This is a genomic window from Pseudomonas sp. YL2 (genome assembly GCF_023063025.1).
Lineage (GTDB): Bacteria > Pseudomonadota > Gammaproteobacteria > Pseudomonadales > Pseudomonadaceae > Aquipseudomonas > Aquipseudomonas putida_A.
Genome location: NZ_JAJSLU010000012.1, coordinates 102,658 through 120,590, shown reverse-complemented (window position 1 = coordinate 120,590; position 17,933 = coordinate 102,658). Strand labels below are relative to the sequence as shown.

The window sequence follows — 17,933 nt, the reverse complement described above, 5'->3', positions numbered from 1 at the left end:
AATCCCCATGAATCAGGAAGAACAACTGTCCGCCAACGACCTGACGCTGCTACAACTCGGCCGGCGCTTGCAGGCTGACGGCTACCGTTTCGTCACGCCGACGCCCTTGACCCATCAGCGCGTAAACCAGCGTGACGAAGGGCAGGTCGCCGATACCCTGCGCGACGTGTTCGGCTGGTCGCGTCCGTTCGAACCTGGCTTGCTGTCCGCCGATGAACAGCGGCAGTTGCAGGATGCGCAAGTGATTGACGTCTACGACGGCCGCCTGAAAAGCCGGGTGCGCTGGTCGAGTCTGGATGACTTGTTGTTCGTGCATTCCGGCTTTCCCACCGATGCCGCCGATTCGGTGTTTTTCGGCCCGGACACCTATCGTTTCGCACAGCTGATTCACGCGCATCTGCAGCAGAGCTTCGCGCCGATTCAGCGCGCGGTAGACATCGGCTGCGGTGCTGGCGTCGGCGCAATCCTGATTGCCCGCGCACGGCGAGAAGCGCAGGTGCTGGCGGTCGACATCAATCCCGCCGCGCTGCGCCTGACCGCGATCAACGCAGCATTGGCCGAGGTCGCCAATGTCGAGGTGCAGGCCAGTGATGTACTGCAGGGCACCGAAGGCAACTTCGACCTGATCGTCGCCAACCCGCCGTACATGGCTGACCCGGCCGGGCGTGCTTATCGGCATGGCGGTGGCTCGCTCGGCGCCGGATTGTCGCTGCGTATCGTCGAGCAGGCGCTCAATCGGCTGGCACCCGGTGGCTCCTTGTTGCTGTACACCGGCGTGGCGATGGTCGATGGCGGCGATCCGTTTTTCGACACCGTGGTGCCGCGCCTGGATTCGACGCGATTCGGCTGGACCTATCGCGAGCTGGATCCCGACGTGTTCGGTGAAGAGTTGTTGAACCCCGGTTACCAGCGCGTGGACCGGATCGCCGTGGTCGCGCTGACCGTGACCCGCATTGGCTGACACAAGGCAGGTGCGCCATGAACAGGAATCTCGACGACTACAATCGTATGCGCGACTTTTCCGCGACGTCGGAACCCGCCGCGGTCAAACGCCGTGGCCGCAGCAAGGCCAGTGAACATGCGCTGCAGTTCTGCATCCAGAAGCACGACGCTTCGCACCTGCATTATGACTTTCGCCTCGAACTCGATGGCGCGCTGAAGAGCTGGGCGGTGCCCAAGGGGCCGTCACTCGATCCCAAGGTCAAGCGTCTGGCGGTACACGTCGAAGACCATCCGCTGGATTACGCGACGTTCGAGGGCAGCATTCCCGAAGGGCATTACGGCGCCGGAGATGTAATTGTCTGGGATCGCGGTGTATGGATTCCGCAGGAGGATCCGGCCAAGGCCTATGCCAAGGGTAAACTCAAGTTCGAGCTGCAAGGCGAAAAGCTCTCCGGGATCTGGAACCTGGTGCGCACGCACATGCCGGGCAAGAAGGAAAACTGGTTTCTGATCAAACATCAGGACAGTGCGGCGCGCCCGCAGGACGATTACGATGTGCTCAGCGCCGAGCCGGACAGCGTGCTCAGCGAACGCACCCTGATCAGCAAACCCAAGCTCGCCGCCGAACAAGTCAAACCCGTGAAAAAGACCCCGGCGAAACCGCGCAAAGCGGCATCCGGGACACTCACTGGTGCGCGCAAGGCCAAACTGCCGGCGCAACTCAAGCCGGAATTGGCGACCCTGGTCGACAGCGCACCCGAAGGGCAGTGGAGCTACGAGATCAAGTTCGACGGCTACCGGATCCTGGCGCGCATCGATCACGACCAGGTGCAACTCTTCACCCGCAACGGTCACGACTGGACGCACAAACTGCCGCAACAGGCGCAAGCCCTCGCTGAGCTGGGGCTGGAATCGGCATGGCTGGACGGCGAAGTGGTGGTCACCAACGAGCAGGGTGTGCCGGACTTTCAGGCGCTGCAAAACGCCTTCGAAGCCGGGCGCAGCGGCAGCATCATGTACTACCTGTTCGACATGCCCTACCTCAACGGCGTTGACCTGCGCGAAGTGCCGGTCGAGGAGCGCCGCGCGGCGTTGTCCACGGTACTCGGCGGGTATGAGCAGCCGTTGCTGCGCTTCTCCGAGGCCTTCGATGAAACGGCAGACGCACTTCTCAACAGCGCCTGTCAGATGCAGATGGAGGGGCTGATCGGCAAACGCCTCGGCTCGCCTTACGTTTCGCGGCGCAGCAGTGACTGGATCAAGCTCAAGTGCAAGCATCGGCAGGAATTCGTGGTCGTCGGCTATACCGATCCGAAAGGTGCGCGCAGTGCCTTCGGCGCGTTATTGCTGGGCCTGCATGATCGCGACAGCGGCGAGTTGCGCTACGCCGGCAAGGTCGGCACTGGGTTCAACGAGACCACACTGAAAAGCATCCTGGCCCAGCTCAAGCCGTTGCAGGTCAAGAAGGCTGCGGTGGTTAATCCGCCGAGCGGCTTCGAGGCCAAAGGCGTGCACTGGCTCAAACCGAATCTGTTGGCAGAAGTGGCGTTCGCCGAAATGACCAAGGATGGCTCGGTACGCCACGCCGTGTTCCATGGTCTGCGCAATGACAAACCGGCCAAGTCGATTACCGAGGAGCGCGCGAAACCCGTGAAGACTTCAGCGAAACCCACCCCGTCGAAAAAAGCTGCCTCGTCGAAGAAAGCTGCAGAATCAAAGAAAGCTACGGAGCCGAAGAAAGCCGAAGCGGCGCCGTCCCAGCTGGGCCTCGCCAGCGGCAAAGTGCGCATCACCCACCCCGACCGGGTGATCGATGCGGTCAGCGGCACCACCAAGATGCAATTGGCCGAGTATTACGCCAGCGTCGCCGAGTGGATTCTGCCGCAGCTCAAGGATCGCCCGGTTGCGCTGGTGCGGGCGCCGGACGGCATTGCCGGCGAACTGTTCTTTCAGAAAAACGCCGAGCGCCTGGCGATCCCCGGCATTACCACCCTGGACAAGGACGTCACCGGGCAACCGGTGATGCTGATCAACAACGCCGAAGCCTTGATCGGCGCAGTGCAGATGAGCACGGTCGAGTTGCACACTTGGAACGCCACCACCGTCGATCTGGAAAAGCCTGACCGGTTTGTTCTCGACCTCGATCCAGACCCTGCGCTGCCGTGGAAAAGCATGGTCGAAGCCACGGCGCTCACCCTGACCGTACTGGATGAACTGGGGCTCAAGGCGTTTCTCAAGACCAGCGGCGGCAAGGGCATTCACCTGGTGGTGCCTTTGACCCGCAAGCATGGCTGGGACGAGGTCAAGGATTTCAGCCATGCGATCGTCAGTCACATGGCGAATTTGTTGCCGGAACGCTTTTCCGCAGTGTCCGGGCCGAAAAATCGTGTCGGGCGGATCTTCATCGACTACCTGCGCAACGGTCTGGGCGCCACCACCATTTGTGCCTACGCCGCGCGAACCCGCGAGGGACTGCCGGTGTCGGTACCGCTGTTTCGCGAAGAAGTGGGGGAGATCAAGGGTGGCAATCAGTGGAATATCAGCAATGTCCATGAGCGTCTGAACGAAGTCGGCGATGAGCCGTGGGCCGACCTGAAGAAAACCCGCCAGAGCATCACCGCCGAGATGCGCAAGCGGGTTGGCATGAAAAAATGATCAGGTGTCGCGCAGCAAGTCGTGAGCGTTGAGCAGTTCGAAGGCGATTTCGGGGTGGTTGTTCAGACCTCGGCGAATGGCCGCCGGGATTGACTTGCGGGTCTTGCGGCATAGTCCCGGCAGCGCCTCGATCTGAATCTCGATGCCGAGCATGCTGCGTACCTCATGAAACCCCGGAGCGACTTCCACACGCAGGCCCAACTGTTCGTGCATGCGCTGTTGCAGATGCCGCAAGTCCGCAAGGTCTTTAAGTTGTTCCAAGCGGGAGAGGAGGATTTTTTCCTGCTCGCGGGTCAGGCGCAGAATGCGCAGATCCGTGCCCGGCGTTTCCAGCAACGCGTCGCGCCCGCAATCGCAGGCGCCGGGCGGGCAGGGTGAGCGCAAAGGCGCAGGAGGCGCAAGAATCGTCATGGCCTCCATCATAGAGGCCGTCAGACGGTTTTGCCTATGCGCCCTCAGCTGCCGTCCATCGGCCGCTGCATCCCTGGCAACTACTGATTCAGGCCTTCGTAATGCACCAGAATCGCGTTGGCGAGGTCTTCATCGCTGGCATTGAGGCCGGGGTTGTCGTGCCGCACCTGTTGCAGTACCGACTCAAGATAAACCCCACGGATGGCCCCGCCGCTGGCGACGAACGCTGACAGGTCGTCGCGCGCCGGGATCACCATTTTGTGATCCTTGAAGGTCGAGTACAGCGACGCGGAAACGCCCGCCGAGGTGGCGACGTCTCCGGCATCGACACGGGCCAGCGCCGAGCCGACAGGGAGGCAGAGCAGGAGAGAAGAAATGAGCACTAACTTGCGCATGACGATGTTCCTCCACAAGCGCGAAGCAAAAAGGAAGGACTACATAATCTCAGAGGTGCGACCTTTGCCGGAGTTCCGTTCGAACACGCGGATACTTGCTGAAACGCTCTGAAGCGGCACATCTGCACAAATAAGCTTAACTGAAATCCTGAAAGGCGCATTCCGGCGCGCCTCAGGGGAGGAACCCACCGTGTCGATCAAATTGCGTTTGCTGTTGCTGATTGCAACCAGTCTGTTGACGGCGCTGATCGTGAGTCTGGTCAGCTATGTGGGGAATACGCGCATGTCCGCAGCGGTGAACGACAACGCGGTGAGCATGACCGCGCTGCGCAATCACATGGAAGCCGACATGATGCACGACGCGCTGCGGGCCGACGTGTATTCGGCGATGCTCGTGGGCCTGGGCAAAAGTACCGGCACGGCCGCAGAGGTGCGGGACTCGATCAACGAGCACGCCACGCATTTTCGCGAAGTGCTGGATGAAAACCTCAAATTGCCGGTCAACCCGACGATCAAGTCTGCGCTGGAACACATAAAACCCAGCCTGGACACCTACATTGCAGCGGCCGAGCGCATTGTCGGCCTGGCATTGGACAACCCGGACAGCGCGCAACGGGAGCTGGGCACGTTCAATGCGGCCTTCAGTCAGCTCGAAGAGCAGATGGCGGCCCTCAGCGAGCTGATCGAAAGCAACACCCGTGACACCAGCCAGGCCACTGAAAGCGCTATTCGCAACGCCAACATCGCCCTCGGCGCAGTATTGCTGGCCAGCCTGCTGCTGTTATTGGCGCAAGGGCGCTGGGTGACCCGCAGCATCATGGGGCCGCTGAAATCCGCTAACCAGATCGCGCAAAGCATTGCCCACGGCAACCTCAGCGAACTGATCAGCGAGCCGACCGGCAAGGACGAGGCCAGTACGCTGATCCGCAGTCTGGCGACCATGCAGCGCGACCTGCGCAATATGATCGACGTCGTTCGGCGCAACGCCCATGGGGTCAGCGGCATGAGCGAGCAACTGAGCCACGGCTGCCATCAGGTCGCTGACAGCAGTCAGCAGCAAAGTGCCGCCGCCGGCACTATGGCCGCCGCCGCGAGCCAGATGACCGCCAGCATCGAGGAAATCACCCGTCATGCCGAGCGCGCGCTGGGCATGGCCAATCAGGCCGAGTCGCTGGCCAAGAGCGGCGGGCAGGTGATCCATCAGGTGGTCAGCGACATGGACGACATCGCCCGCTCGGCGCAACAGTCGGCGCAGGTGATCCGTACGCTGGATCAGGAATCCGAAGGCATCTTCAACATCATTCAGGTGATCAAGAGCATCGCCGACCAGACCAACCTGCTGGCACTCAACGCCGCCATCGAGGCAGCGCGGGCCGGCGAGCAGGGCAGGGGCTTTGCCGTGGTTGCCGACGAAGTGCGCAGCCTGGCGGCACGCACCAGTGCCTCAACCCAGGAAATCGCCGCGATGGTTGCACGGATCCAAAACAGCACCCGGGAGGCGGTCAGCAGCATGGAGGCCGGCGTGGCCCAAGTCGACAAGGGCATGGCGGTCACGGCTGAAGTCGAACGGGCGATTCGCGAAATCCTCGACGCCACCCTCAGCACCACGCAACTGGTCAACGACATCACTCGCACCATCGGCGAGCAAAGCCAGGCCAGCAACGAAATCGCCCATCAGGTGGAGATGATCGCGGGCATGTCGGAGGGCAACAGCAAAGTGATCGGGCAGACGGCCAATACCACCGATGAACTGTCGAGTCTGGCGGGGGCGTTGGCGTTGTCGGTGGATCGGTTTCGGTTGTAACGCCGCCATCGCGAGCAGCCCATTCCTTGTAGGAGCGAGCCTGCTCGCGATGGGGCCAACCCAGCCACCACAGGTTTCGGGATCATGTTCAGCCCATACCGGCCGATAACGCCCACAGCGGAAAAAGACTCTCAAGTCGGGAACAGACGCGCGGGTTTGCCCTGACGTGATATTCTTCGCGCCAACTTGGTTTGACCTTATTCGGTTTGCCTGCCTTTGGGGCGGGCTGACGGAATCCCTGTCGCTCAAGTAGCTGAAGCCAATAATGATAAGAAGTCAGTTCAGAAGGGACATTAACTGAGGTCGATGCGGTACGTCGGCCTTGTGTGCCCACCCGTCAAAATTGAAGTGTGCCGGAATCTGCGACGCGAGCCTGAGCGTCATCAAAGCGGATCGCATACAGATAACAGCGGCGGGCGGAAGGCGTTTTATCATAGGTGCAACGGATGTTTAAGAAAGTGAACACAGCCTTGCTCGGGCTGGCTTTGGCGATGGGGATGTCGTCCGCCAATGCTGCAGAAGCAAAGAAAGTCGACGTTCTGCTGATCGGCGGCGGCATCATGAGCACCACCCTGGGTGTGTGGATCAATGAGCTGGAGCCAAGCTGGTCGATGGAAATGGTCGAGCGCCTCGATGGCGTCGCCCTGGAAAGCTCCAACGGCTGGAACAACGCCGGTACTGGTCACTCCGCCCTGGCTGAGCTGAACTACACCCCGGAAGACGACAAAGGCAACGTGACGATCCCGAAAGCGGTCGAGATCAACGAAGCGTTCCAGGTGTCCCGTCAGTTCTGGGCCTGGCAGGTTCAGCAAGGCGTTCTGAAGAACCCTCGCTCGTTCATCAACACCACGCCGCACATGAGCTTCGTGTGGGGCGATGACAACATCAAGTTCCTGAAAAAGCGCTACGAAGCCCTGCAAGCGAGCCCGCTGTTCGCCGGCATGCAGTACTCCGAAGACCCGGCTGTGATCAAGAAGTGGGTCCCGCTGATGATGGAAGGGCGTGACCCGAACCAGAAAATCGCGGCCACCTGGAGCCCGCTGGGTACCGACATGAACTTCGGCGAAATCACCCGCCAGTTCGCCGGTTACCTGCAGACCAAGCCTAACTTCGACCTGAAGCTGTCGAGTGAAGTCGAAGACATCACCAAGAACGCCGACGGCACCTGGCGCGTCAGCTACAAAAACCTGAAAGACGGCACCAAGACCGAAACCGACGCCAAGTTCGTGTTCATCGGCGCTGGTGGCGGCGCTCTGCACCTGCTGCAGAAGTCGGGCATTCCTGAAGCCAAGGAATACGCTGGCTTCCCGGTCGGCGGCTCGTTCCTGGTGACCGATAACCCGGCCATCGCCGAGCAGCACCTGGCCAAGGCCTACGGTAAAGCTTCGGTTGGCGCACCGCCGATGTCGGTTCCGCACCTGGACACCCGTGTTCTGGACGGCAAGCGCGTCATCCTGTTTGGCCCATTCGCGACCTTCAGCACCAAGTTCCTCAAAGAAGGCTCGTACCTGGACCTGCTGACCAGCACCACCACCCACAACATCTGGCCAATGACCAAGGTCGGCATCAAGGAATACCCGCTGGTCGAGTACCTGGCCGGTCAACTGATGCTGTCGGATGAAGACCGTCTGAACGCGCTGAAGGAATACTTCCCGAACGCCAAAGCCGAAGACTGGCGCCTGTGGCAAGCCGGCCAGCGCGTGCAAATCATCAAGCGTGATGAAGCCGCTGGCGGCGTGCTGAAACTGGGCACCGAAATCGTTGCTGCACAAGACGGCTCCATCGCCGGCCTGCTGGGCGCATCGCCAGGCGCGTCGACCGCTGCACCGATCATGCTGAGCGTGCTGCAGAAAGTCTTCAAAGACAAAGTCGCCACCCCTGAGTGGCAGGCCAAGCTGCACCAGATCGTGCCAAGCTACGGCACTCAGCTGAACAGCGATCCGGCCAAAGTGGCACAAGAGTGGGCGTACACCGCCAAGATCCTCGAACTGCCAACCCCTCCGGTGATCGGTCAGGCTGCTGCTCCGGCTGCACCTGCAGCTGAAAAAGCTGAAGCACCGAAGGAAAATGCTGCACGTGACATGGCTCTGTAACTAGACGCCAGATACGCAAAAGCCCACTGAACCGGTAACGGTCAGTGGGCTTTTTTTGTGGCGCCTGATCCTACTTTGGTTTCGCGCTTGCCAGATACGCACCAAGCCGCCGCCCCATCTCTTCGCCGAGAGCCTGCAACCCGCTCAACGGCCGCACCATCACCTCGAACTCGACAATTTTCCCGCTCTCATCAAAGCGAATCATGTCGATCCCCTTCAACTCCTTGGTCCCGACCTTGGCGCTGAACTCCAAAACGACATTCAAACCATCGGCAGTCGCCAGTTCACGGTGGTATTTGAAATCTTCAAACACGTCGAACACGGTGTTGAGGATCATCGTCACCACTGGCGCGCCGGGGTAGGGCGAGTGGGCCATGGGCGAGCGGAACACGGCATTGGCATCGAGCAGTTCGGGCAAGGCCTTGAGATTGCCGGTGCGGATCATCTCGTGCCAGTGCTTTAGGGATTCGGCGGCGTTGGGGTGCAGGTTCAGTTCGGACATTGACCACTCCTGGAATTGTTGTTGTTCTTCGCGCGACGGCAATCACTCTAGTTCAAAGCGGTGGATCTCGAACCGTTGTGTGCCGATCTGAATACCAGATCATGTCCGGAGCGGATCAGATGGGCATCTGATCCGTATTTTTCTGTTGGATCTGCCTCTGTAACCGGCTCAGTCTGGCGCTCAGAATAGCCCGGCAATTCGGTCACCCGCGGCAGCCCTTCATCCCGAAGCGCCCGGTGCACCGCAAGCTCAACATTAAGGAGAGCAGCATGAACAAGATGGCGATTTTCCTCGGTGGGTTTCTGACGTTGACCATTCTGATCGGAATGCTTGCGACGATTTCTCCGGTCTGAACCCCGGTCGTTTTACTCCAGACTCCAGCGCCCTTTTTTATCGAAGGGCGCAACTGTTTCTACTGCGCTGTAACTTCTCGCATCACACCGAACTGGACTGAACCGGGAGGCGGCGCAAGCGATTGAGGGTGTCTGTACCAGCCTCTACGAGCAAGCCCGCTCCCACATGGATTTGTGAACAACACAGATCCAGTGTGGGAGCGGGCTTGCTCGCGAAGAGGCCAGTAGCGTCACTGAAAAGCTCTCAAGCGAATCAAGGCGCGCCAAACGCCATCGTCCAGTAAACCCCCTCATCACTGCGCGCCTCACTGGCGAACCCGGCACCGACCTGAGTGAACATCGGGTTCATCAGGTTGGCGCAATGGCCGGGGCTGGCCAGCCATCCGGCCATCGCCTTGCCCGGTGAACTCTGGCCGGCGGCGATATTCTCGCCGATCTGCCGACCTCGATAACCCGCCGCCCGCGCGCGATCTGCCGGCATATCGCCGTCCGGGTCGCGGTGGGCGAAATAGTTGCCGTACGCCATGGCTTTGCTGTGCCCTTGTGCGGCGGCGCCCAGCGCCGGGTTCCAGCTCAGGGGGCGGGCGGCGGCAAAGCGTTGGCGCCCGCACATCCGGGGGCGTGCCCGAGCGGCGTTGACTTCGGCGAGCAAGGCCTTGCCGACGCTGCGGTTGTCGCCGACACGACTGTCGAGCACCGGTTGCGCCAGCACCACTTGCCATTCACCACGGGAGCGGCTGACGCCGATGTCGGCGTACTGATCGTCGAGCAGTGCGCTGCAGTGGCTGTCTTGTAACTGCTCAAAGGCTTCCTCGGCATCCCCGGCCCCAATGATGCGGATACTGCGTACCGCCACCGCCGAATACCCCGAAGATTTCAATCTCTCGCGCAAGCCACCGCCATAGCCATAGCCGATCGGCAACGCCAGATTCGATTTCAGCGCCAGTGGCGCCAGGCGCTGGGCCGGGCGGCGGTCGCAGCGTTGCGGATGGGCGCGATAGTCGTTGATCGCGGCCACGAGTTGCCGCTCTTCGCTGGCGTGGGAGGTCTCGGTGAACAGTGGGGCAAGGATCAGCAGGCACAGCGAAACGAAGCGTGATGAGCGAACGACATGGCGCATGGGACGGCAGACTCAGGGAAAAGGACAGTGCTGAAGTGGGCAGCCGCGGAATACGGCGCCACTAGGACTGGGCTTTTTGCACTTGGTTCATGCTGGCCATCTGGCTTTTTTGGTGGGTGATGAAGGGGAGGGCGATCCTTGGATTTTGTGTTGTTCGCACTGGCGCCTTCGCGAGCAAGCCCGCTCCCACAGGGGATTGCATTATCAAGGTGGGAGCGAGCCTGCTCGCGAAGGGGCCAGTTCAGCCAACGCAATAATCGGCTATCAGCGATTGAGCACTTCCTGCATCCACTGCAGATACTGCACCCGCTCGGAAATCGAGTTGTGCCCCGAATCCGGCACCACCCGCAGCGTCGCCACGCCTGTGGGGAAATGCGCCAGCAGCCGCTGCGTGCTGTCACGTGGAATCACTTCGTCATCGCTGGCCGCCAGCAGCAGGGTCGGCACTTGAATGTGTGCGGCGTAGCGGCCCGACTCGAAGCGATCCTTGAGCAACCATCTGACCGGAAACCACGGGTATTGGCGGACGGCAATTTCTTCGAGGCTATTGTACGGCGTCACCAGAATCAATCTGGTCGCCGGACGCTGACTCGCCAGCCGCACCGCCACCCCCGATCCCAGGCTGCGGCCGATCACGGCAATCTGCGGATGGCTGGCGTACACCTGATCAAACAGCGCCAGCGCATCTTCGGCAATCGCTTCTTCCGAAGGTGAGCCGCCGCTGCCACCGAAGCCCCGGTAGTTCAGCAAAAACACCGCGTAGTCGGGAAAAGCCTCGCTGAACGACGGCAGATTGCGCGACACATCTTCGGCATTGCCGCCAAAGTAGATCAGCGCTTTTGGCCCGGCATGCGCGCGCGTGGTCACCCACACATCGGCCTCCGGCATCGCCAGTTTAAGCCGCGAATCTTCCGTAGTCACGGCGTTGTCAGGCTGGGGGAAATAGATCAGCGAGCGCTGAAAAATGAACAGCGCTCCGCACAGCAACAGATAGAGGGCGATGAGCAAGGCGACGAGTGACATCAGTTTTCTGGACATTCGGCTAACTTTAACGGGGCGCGGGTGTTCGCAGTCGCAGTGTAGTCCAGCGAATCGGGCCGGCAGCCGTCGCACACAACGTGCAACAGATTCACGCAGCAGGGGAACCCGCATGAGCCACACTGAGGGTTGTTCCCGGCGCCGCTTGCTCACGCTGGCTGCCGGGGTTTCGGCGGTCCTGACCTTTGACCGGGCGTTGGCCACTGCCATCACGCCGACTGCCACTTCGCCGAGCCAGGCAGGAGACCAGACCATGCAGACCCGCGCCATCCCTTCCAGCTCCGAGCTGTTGCCCATAGTGGGCGTGGGCACTTATCGCGGCTTTGACGTTGCCCCCGGCGATCCGGCTTATAAGCTATTGCCAGCAGTGCTCGACGAGCTGTTCAAAAAGGGTGGCACGTTGATCGACAGCTCGCCGATGTACGGCCGCGCCGAGCAAACCACTGGCGAGCTGCTATCGATTCACGAACCGCGTTCACCCGCGTTTCTGGCGACAAAGGTCTGGACCCGAGGGCGCAAGGAAGGTATCGCGCAGATGGAGGAATCCTTCCGTCTGCTGCGCACCGAACGCATCGACCTGATGCAGATCCACAATCTGCTGGACTGGCAGAGCCATCTGCCAATCCTGCGCGAATGGAAAGAACAGGGGCGCATTCGCTACATCGGCATCACCCATTACACGCCGTCGGCCTACGATGAAGTCGAAGCAGTGCTCAAGGCCGAACAACTGGATTTTTTGCAAATCAACTACGCCCTCGATGACCGTGGCGTGGAGAAACGCATTCTGCCGCTGTGCCGTGAACGCGGGGTGGCGGTGATCTGCAATCGGCCTTTTGGCGGCGGCGGGTTGCTCGCCCGTCTCAAGGCCAAGCCGTTGCCGGCCTGGGTCTCGGACGTGCAGGTCAACAGCTGGCCGCAACTGGCGTTGAAGTTTTTGCTGTCGCACCCGGCGGTGACTTGCGTGATTCCCGGCACCGGCAATCCGCGCTACATGGCCGACAACGCTGGCGCCGGATTCGGGCCGATGCTCACCGATGCGCAGCGGCATCAGTTGATTGCGCTGCTGGGGTAGGCGGTCAACCGCGATACCGCAACGCCTCCACCAACAGCGCAAACGCCGGCGCAGCCTGCCGTCGGCTCGGGTAGTACAGGTGGTAACCGGCAAACGTCGGGCACCAGTCTGCCAGCACTTGCACCAGACGCCCGTCGGCCAGATACGGCGCGACGATATTTTCCGGAATGTAGCTGAGGCCGAAACCGTCGACTGCGGCGTCGAGTAGCGGGTAGACGCCATTCAGTGTGACTTGCCCGGATACCCGCACCTTGAGGCTTTCGTCACCCTTCTCGAATTCCCAGGTGTACAGCCCGCCGTTGGTGGGCAGACGCAGGTTGTTGCAGGCGTGGTCAGTCAAGTCTCTTGGTGTTTGCGGGCGTGCACGGTTGGCGAAATAGGCCGGCGAGCCGACCACCGCCATGCGCATGTCCGGGCCGATGCGGGTGGCGATCATGCCTTGGGCCACGTCTTCGCCCAGCCGAATGCCGGCGTCGAAGCCTTGTCCGGCGATGTCGACGAAACCGTAATCGCAGATCACCTCGACGGCGATGTCCGGGTATTGGGGCAGGAATTCCTTGAGCACTGGTCGCAACAGCCAGTTCAGCGAATGGTCGGTGGCGCTGATGCGGATCCGGCCGGCCGGGGTTTCGCGCAGGTTGCTCAGGGCCGCCAGTTCCTGTTCGATCTCTTCGAAGCGCGGGCCGATGGTCTGCAGCAAATGTTCGCCGGCCTCGGTCGGGGAGACGCTGCGCGTGGTGCGGGTCAGCAGGCGCAGGCCGAGACGCGCTTCAAGGGCGCGGATGGTATGGCTGAGCGCCGATTGCGAGACGCCGAGTCTGGCCGCGGCTTTGGTGAAACTGCGCTCGCGGGCCACGGCAAGGAAGGCGAGCAGGTCACTGGCGTTTTCTCGAAGCATTGATGAGTGTCCTGCATAAGTTTTTTCGAATTCTAGTCGATTATCTGAACAGTCCGGCTCGGTAAAGTGCGGCTATTGATCACCGGAGACCATCGCCATGAACCCGATTGCCGCTTCTGCACTGACCCTGTCCTTACTGGCGGGTGAGGCCCAGGCCAACGAATCCCCGCGTGTCATTGTCACCCCCAACGGCTCGCAACCCTCGGCCCAAGGCCCGGCAGACTGGTTCACCGGCGCTGTGCGTGTTGACGCGCCGTTCAAGGGCAGCGATGCCGCGCGTGTCAGCGGCGCCACGGTGACCTTCGAACCCGGTGCACGCACGGCGTGGCATACCCATCCGTTGGGTCAGACGCTGATCGTCACCGCCGGTTCAGGTTTTGTTCAAGAGTGGGGTCAGCCGGTTCGACAGATCCGTCCCGGCGATACGGTGTGGATCGCGCCGCAGGTGAAGCACTGGCATGGCGCCGCGCCGACCACGGCGATGACGCACATTGCGATTGCCGAAGTGCTGGACGGTGAAGTGGTGGAGTGGATGGAGCAGGTGAGTGCTGAGCAGTATTTGCGATCCGAGTGACGCGGTTCCCTCACCCCAGCCCTCTCCCGGAGGGAGAGGGGGCCGATTGGGGGATGTCTGTGAGCACTACGCTGAGTCCATAATCGACACGACCTCTCATATCGGCGCATCCCATAAGACAACTCGGTCAGTCCCCTCTCCCTTTGGGAGAGGGTTAGGGTGAGGGGCTTTTCCAGGTTGCTCAGGTCATCTCCGGCAACGAATCGAGGATCTTGTCCAGCGTAATCGGATACTCACGCACCCGCGCCCCGGTGGCGTTGTAGATCGCATTCGCTACCGCCGCGCTCACGCCGCAAATCCCCAGTTCCCCCACACCCTTGGCTTTCATCGGCGATGAAATCGGATCGGTTTCGTCGAGGAAAATCACTTCCTGATGCGGGATGTCGGCATGCACCGGCACCTCGTATCCGGCCAGATCGTGATTGACGAAAAAGCCCAGCCGCTTGTCCACCGCCAGCTCTTCCATCAACGCCGCGCCGACGCCCATGGTCATCGCGCCGATCACCTGGCTGCGCGCGGCTTTCGGGTTGAGAATCCGTCCCGCCGCGCAGACGGCGAGCATGCGCCGCACGCGGACTTCGCCGGTCGCTGCATCCACCGCAACCTCCACGAAATGCGCGCCGAAAGTCGATTGCTGATACTGCTTGGCGAGGTCGGCGAACTCGATGCTGTCCTCGGCCTCGACCACGCCATCTTTTGCCGCATCACGCAGCGAGAGGGCCTTGCCGCCGGCGCGCACCTGACCGTCGGCGAACTCGACGTCACCGCTCATGCCCAGCTTCGTCGCCACCGCTTCACGCAGTTTCATGCACGCGGCATACACCCCGGCAGTCGAGCAGTTGCCGCCGAACTGGCCACCGGAGCCGGACGATACCGGGAAGGTCGAATCCCCCAGATGCACGCTGACGTCCGCCAGGTCCACGCCCATCATCTCGGCCGCGGTCTGGGCGATGATGGTGTAGCTGCCGGTGCCGATGTCGGTCATGTCGGTTTCCACCGTGACCTTGCCGTCGCGCTCCAGCCGCACCCGGGCGCCGGACTTCAGCAGCAGGTTGTTGCGAAACGCCGCAGCGACGCCCATGCCGATCAGCCAGCGACCTTCGCGACGGCTGCCGGGAGTAGCATTGCGCTGGTTCCAGCCGAATTTCTCGGCACCGGTCTGCAAGCATTCGATCAGGCGTCGCTGGGAAAACGGACGCTCGGTTTTTACCGGATCAACCTGGGTGTCATTAAGGATGCGGAACTGCACCGGGTCGAGCTTGAGCTGCTCGGCCATTTCGTCCATGGCGATTTCCAGCGCCATCAGCCCCGGTGCTTCACCCGGCGCGCGCATGGAATTGCCTTCGGGCAGATCCAGCGGCGCCCGGCGCATGGTCACCCGGCGGTTTTCTCCGGCATAGAGCAACTGGCTCGGCTGCGCGGCGACTTCGACCTTGCCGTCCTTGAGGTTGCCCGACCAGCCTTCGTGGGCGATGGCGCTGAGCTTGCCGTCCGCCGTGGCACCCATCCGAATGCGTTGGATCGTGGCCGGGCGGTGGGTGGTGTTGTTGGCCATTTGCGGGCGGGCGAGGGCGACTTTCACCGGGCGGTTGGCCAGGCGCGCACCGAGGGCGGCGAGGATTGCGTCGGCACGAATGAACAGTTTGCCGCCGAAGCCGCCGCCAATGTACGGCGAGATCAGGCGCACGTTTTCCTTGGGCAGGCCAAGCGTCGTGGCGACGTCGCCGACGCTCCAGGCGATCATCTGATTGGAGGTCCACAAGGTCAGATGATCACCTTCCCATGCGGCCAGGGTCGCGTGCGGCTCCATCATCGCGTGGGACTGATCGGGAGTGGTGTAGGTCTGGTCGAACTGCACCGGCGCGGCGGCGAAGGCCTTGTCGAAATCGCCGTGGGTGACGTCGGGCAACTCGTCGTCTTCGACGCCTTGGTCAAGCACGTTGGCCAGTTCGAACTCGCCCTTGGCCGCGACGTAATCGACCTTGACCAATTGCGCCGCAGCGCGAGCCTGTTCGAAGGTCTCGGCGACCACCAGCGCCACGGCCTGGTGATAGTGCTGCACCTCGGGCCCGGCGAGCAGCGGCGCCGAGTTGTATTGGCCTTTGCCGAGCTTGCCGGCATTGGCGGCGGTGACGATCGCCAGCACGCCGGGCGCCGCTTGTGCAGCGTCGAGATCGATGTGGCTGATGCGGCCCTTGGCGATGGCCGAGCCGACCATGAAACCGTAAGCCTGATTCGCCACGGCCTCGTGCTGCTCGTAGGCATATGGCGCCTGACCGCTGGTTTTCAGCGGGCCTTCGATGCGGTCGGTGGGTTTGCCGACGACCTTGAGTTGGTCGATCGGGTTGGTGGTGGCGGGCGTGTCGAACTTCATGCTTGATCCCTCGCTTGCGCCAACACCGAGCCGAGCGTGCGCTCGACCAGGGTCAGTTTGAATTGGTTGTCGTGGGTTGGCGTGGCACCGTCGAGCAAGCGTTCGCTGACGGCTTTTGCGCCTTTGGGCAGCAACGCGTCGGCGGCTTCCACCCGCCACGGTTTCGGCGCAATACCGCCGACCGCCACACGGCCGCTGCCGTCCTTTTGCAGGATCAGACCGACCGACACCAGCGCGAAAGCGTACGACGAGCGATCACGCACCTTGTGATAAATGTGCGTGCCGCCAACCGGGGCCGGCAGGGTTACCGAAGTGATGAACTCGCCGGGCGTGAGGCTGGTTTCGATGTTCGGCGTGTTGCCTGGCAGTTGATGGAAATCGGCGATGGCGATGCTGCGTGTGCTGCCGTCCGGCTTCACCGTTTCAACCTGCGCATCGAGGGCGCGCATGGCAATCGCCATGTCACTCGGGTGGGTCGCGATGCAGGCGTCGCTGACGCCGATCAGCCCCAATTGGCGACTGACCCCGCCAATCGCCGCGCAGCCACTGCCGGGCTGGCGTTTGTTGCAGGCCTGATTGACGTCGTAGAAGTACGGGCAGCGGGTGCGTTGCAGCAGGTTGCCGGCGGTGCTCGCCATGTTGCGCAACTGGCCCGAGGCGCCGGCGAGCAGGGCGCGGGAGAGCAACGCGTAATCCTTGCGCACGCGGCTGTCAGCGGCCAGATCGGTGTTGCGCACCAGCGCGCCGATGCGCAATCCGCCTTCAGGTGTAGCTTCGATCTGATCGAGACCCAAGTGGTTGACGTCGATCAGGTGCAACGGGGTTTCGATGTCGAGTTTCATCAGGTCCAGTAGGTTGGTGCCACCGGCGATGAACTTCGCGCCTTCGACCTGCGCCGCCAGCGTTGCGGCTGCGGCGGGGGAATCGGCGCGGCTGTAATTGAACGCTCTCATGCTGGCACCTGCGCGACTTCAGTGATGGCTTCGATGATGTTCGAGTAGGCGCCGCAGCGGCAGATGTTGCCGCTCATGCGTTCCTGGAATTCGCTGGCGATCAGTTGCGGGGCTTCGGTCAGGCTCGGGCTGACGTGGCTGGGAATGCCCTCGCGGATTTCCTTGAGCACTGCCACTGCCGAGCAGATCTGCCCCGGCGTGCAATAGCCGCACTGGTAGCCATCGTGCTTGATGAACGCGGCCTGCATCGGGTGCAGGTTGTCGGGCATGCCCAGGCCTTCGATGGTGGTGATCTCGCTGCCTTCATGCATCACCGCAAGCGTCAGGCAGGAGTTGATCCGGCGGCCGTCGGCGATGACGGTGCAGGCACCGCACTGGCCGTGGTCGCAGCCTTTTTTGCTGCCGGTCAGGTGCAGGTGCTCGCGCAGGGCGTCGAGCAGGGTGGTGCGGTTGTCCACCTCAAGGGCTTGGGGTTTACCGTTGACGTTGATCGTCAGTTTGGCCATGGCGGGTTGCTCCAGACTGGCCGCGTAGGCCTTGAGGCTAATGAAGGGGGGCATTGCAAACGCGGTGGCGGTCACCGCGCCGAGGATCAGGAATCTTCGTCGGGAAATCGTCATGCTTCGATTCCTCTCTGGCTTAATCAGGACGGCAGGGATTGAAGGGCCCAAACGGGCGCGCCGGCATGTTTACCGGTCTCGTTCTTGGAATGACCTGCGCGGAGGGGAAAAGGTTTTTGCGGATTTGCG

General features: G+C 61.9%; 15 protein-coding genes and 1 pseudogene. 7 read left to right on the top strand and 9 right to left on the bottom strand.

The annotated features are described in order from the left end of the window. Nucleotides 1-7: 7 nt before the first annotated feature. Complete coding sequence (locus LVD08_RS18025; protein ID WP_096796486.1) at nt 8-961, top strand: methyltransferase; 954 nt, start codon at nt 8-10, stop codon at nt 959-961. Between the two features lie 17 nt (nt 962-978). Beyond that, nucleotides 979-3,597: a DNA ligase D gene (ligD, locus tag LVD08_RS18020; RefSeq protein ID WP_247268829.1), complete on the top strand. Its 2,619-nt coding sequence runs from the start codon at nt 979-981 to the stop codon at nt 3,595-3,597. Here the strand turns inward: ligD and LVD08_RS18015 are convergent, their stop codons facing one another. Together LVD08_RS18015 and LVD08_RS18010 are read right to left on the bottom strand one after the other, a co-directional pair. Beyond that, nucleotides 3,598-4,020 carry a hypothetical protein gene (locus LVD08_RS18015; RefSeq protein ID WP_247268828.1) on the bottom strand — a complete coding sequence of 141 codons (423 nt, stop codon included), beginning with the start codon at nt 4,018-4,020 and terminating at the stop codon, nt 3,598-3,600. A 68-nt stretch (nt 4,021-4,088) separates the two neighbouring features. Further along, nucleotides 4,089-4,403, bottom strand: a complete 315-nt coding sequence (locus LVD08_RS18010) for a DUF2388 domain-containing protein (RefSeq protein WP_007962425.1) — start codon at nt 4,401-4,403, stop codon at nt 4,089-4,091. Nucleotides 4,404-4,593: 190 nt separating this feature from the next. Between LVD08_RS18010 and LVD08_RS28290 the strand changes: the two are divergent. The 3 genes and pseudogenes from LVD08_RS28290 to mqo form a co-directional block, all read left to right on the top strand. After that, a pseudogene (locus tag LVD08_RS28290) lies at nt 4,594-5,349 on the top strand (MCP four helix bundle domain-containing protein); the annotation flags it as partial. Continuing rightward, nucleotides 5,344-6,207: a methyl-accepting chemotaxis protein gene (locus tag LVD08_RS28285; protein WP_409347901.1), complete on the top strand. Its 864-nt coding sequence runs from the start codon at nt 5,344-5,346 to the stop codon at nt 6,205-6,207. The pseudogene LVD08_RS28290 and the gene LVD08_RS28285, both read left to right, overlap by 6 nt. Nucleotides 6,208-6,653: 446 nt before the next feature. After that, nucleotides 6,654-8,300 carry a malate dehydrogenase (quinone) gene (mqo, locus tag LVD08_RS18000; protein ID WP_027611669.1) on the top strand — a complete coding sequence of 549 codons (1,647 nt, stop codon included), beginning with the start codon at nt 6,654-6,656 and terminating at the stop codon, nt 8,298-8,300. Nucleotides 8,301-8,370: 70 nt separating this feature from the next. On the opposite strand, the gene LVD08_RS17995 is transcribed toward mqo, so the two are convergent. The 3 genes from LVD08_RS17995 to LVD08_RS17985 all read right to left on the bottom strand — a co-directional run bounded on the left by LVD08_RS17995 (nt 8,371) and on the right by LVD08_RS17985 (nt 11,313). Then, nucleotides 8,371-8,802 (bottom strand): nuclear transport factor 2 family protein, encoded by a 432-nt coding sequence (locus tag LVD08_RS17995; RefSeq protein ID WP_247268826.1) that lies wholly within the window; start codon nt 8,800-8,802, stop codon nt 8,371-8,373. A gap of 606 nt (nt 8,803-9,408) precedes the next feature. Beyond that, entirely contained in the window at nt 9,409-10,275 is an 867-nt protein-coding gene (locus LVD08_RS17990) for a CAP domain-containing protein (protein WP_247268825.1), read from the bottom strand. Nucleotides 10,276-10,539: 264 nt separating this feature from the next. Beyond that, nucleotides 10,540-11,313 (bottom strand): alpha/beta hydrolase, encoded by a 774-nt coding sequence (locus LVD08_RS17985; protein WP_247268824.1) that lies wholly within the window; start codon nt 11,311-11,313, stop codon nt 10,540-10,542. A 112-nt stretch (nt 11,314-11,425) separates the two neighbouring features. On the opposite strand from LVD08_RS17985, the gene LVD08_RS17980 reads away from it, so the two are divergent. Next, nucleotides 11,426-12,385, top strand: coding sequence for an aldo/keto reductase (locus LVD08_RS17980; RefSeq protein ID WP_247268823.1), 960 nt, complete (start codon nt 11,426-11,428; stop codon nt 12,383-12,385). Between the two features lie 4 nt (nt 12,386-12,389). Here LVD08_RS17980 and LVD08_RS17975 read toward each other — a convergent pair whose 3' ends face one another. Further along, on the bottom strand, nt 12,390-13,283 hold the full coding sequence (locus LVD08_RS17975) for a LysR family transcriptional regulator (protein WP_096796479.1): 894 nt from the start codon (nt 13,281-13,283) through the stop codon (nt 12,390-12,392). A 97-nt stretch (nt 13,284-13,380) separates the two neighbouring features. Between LVD08_RS17975 and LVD08_RS17970 the strand changes: the two genes are divergently transcribed. Further along, on the top strand, nt 13,381-13,857 hold the full coding sequence (locus tag LVD08_RS17970; protein ID WP_247268822.1) for a (R)-mandelonitrile lyase: 477 nt from the start codon (nt 13,381-13,383) through the stop codon (nt 13,855-13,857). A gap of 181 nt (nt 13,858-14,038) precedes the next feature. On the opposite strand, the gene paoC is transcribed toward LVD08_RS17970, so the two are convergent. Genes paoC through paoA form a run of 3 tightly spaced genes read right to left on the bottom strand, consistent with a single transcriptional unit; the run spans nt 14,039 to nt 17,804 of the window. Then, a complete protein-coding gene (gene paoC / locus LVD08_RS17965; protein ID WP_247268821.1) occupies nt 14,039-16,231 on the bottom strand; it encodes an aldehyde oxidoreductase molybdenum-binding subunit PaoC in 2,193 nt (730 codons plus the stop codon). Then, entirely contained in the window at nt 16,228-17,184 is a 957-nt protein-coding gene (locus LVD08_RS17960) for an FAD binding domain-containing protein (protein ID WP_247268820.1), read from the bottom strand. The genes paoC and LVD08_RS17960 overlap by 4 nt, the downstream gene beginning before the upstream one ends. Continuing rightward, nucleotides 17,181-17,804 carry an aldehyde dehydrogenase iron-sulfur subunit PaoA gene (gene paoA / locus LVD08_RS17955; protein WP_097088855.1) on the bottom strand — a complete coding sequence of 208 codons (624 nt, stop codon included), beginning with the start codon at nt 17,802-17,804 and terminating at the stop codon, nt 17,181-17,183. Before paoA ends, LVD08_RS17960 begins: the two co-directional genes overlap by 4 nt. Between the last annotated feature and the right edge of the window lie 129 nt (nt 17,805-17,933).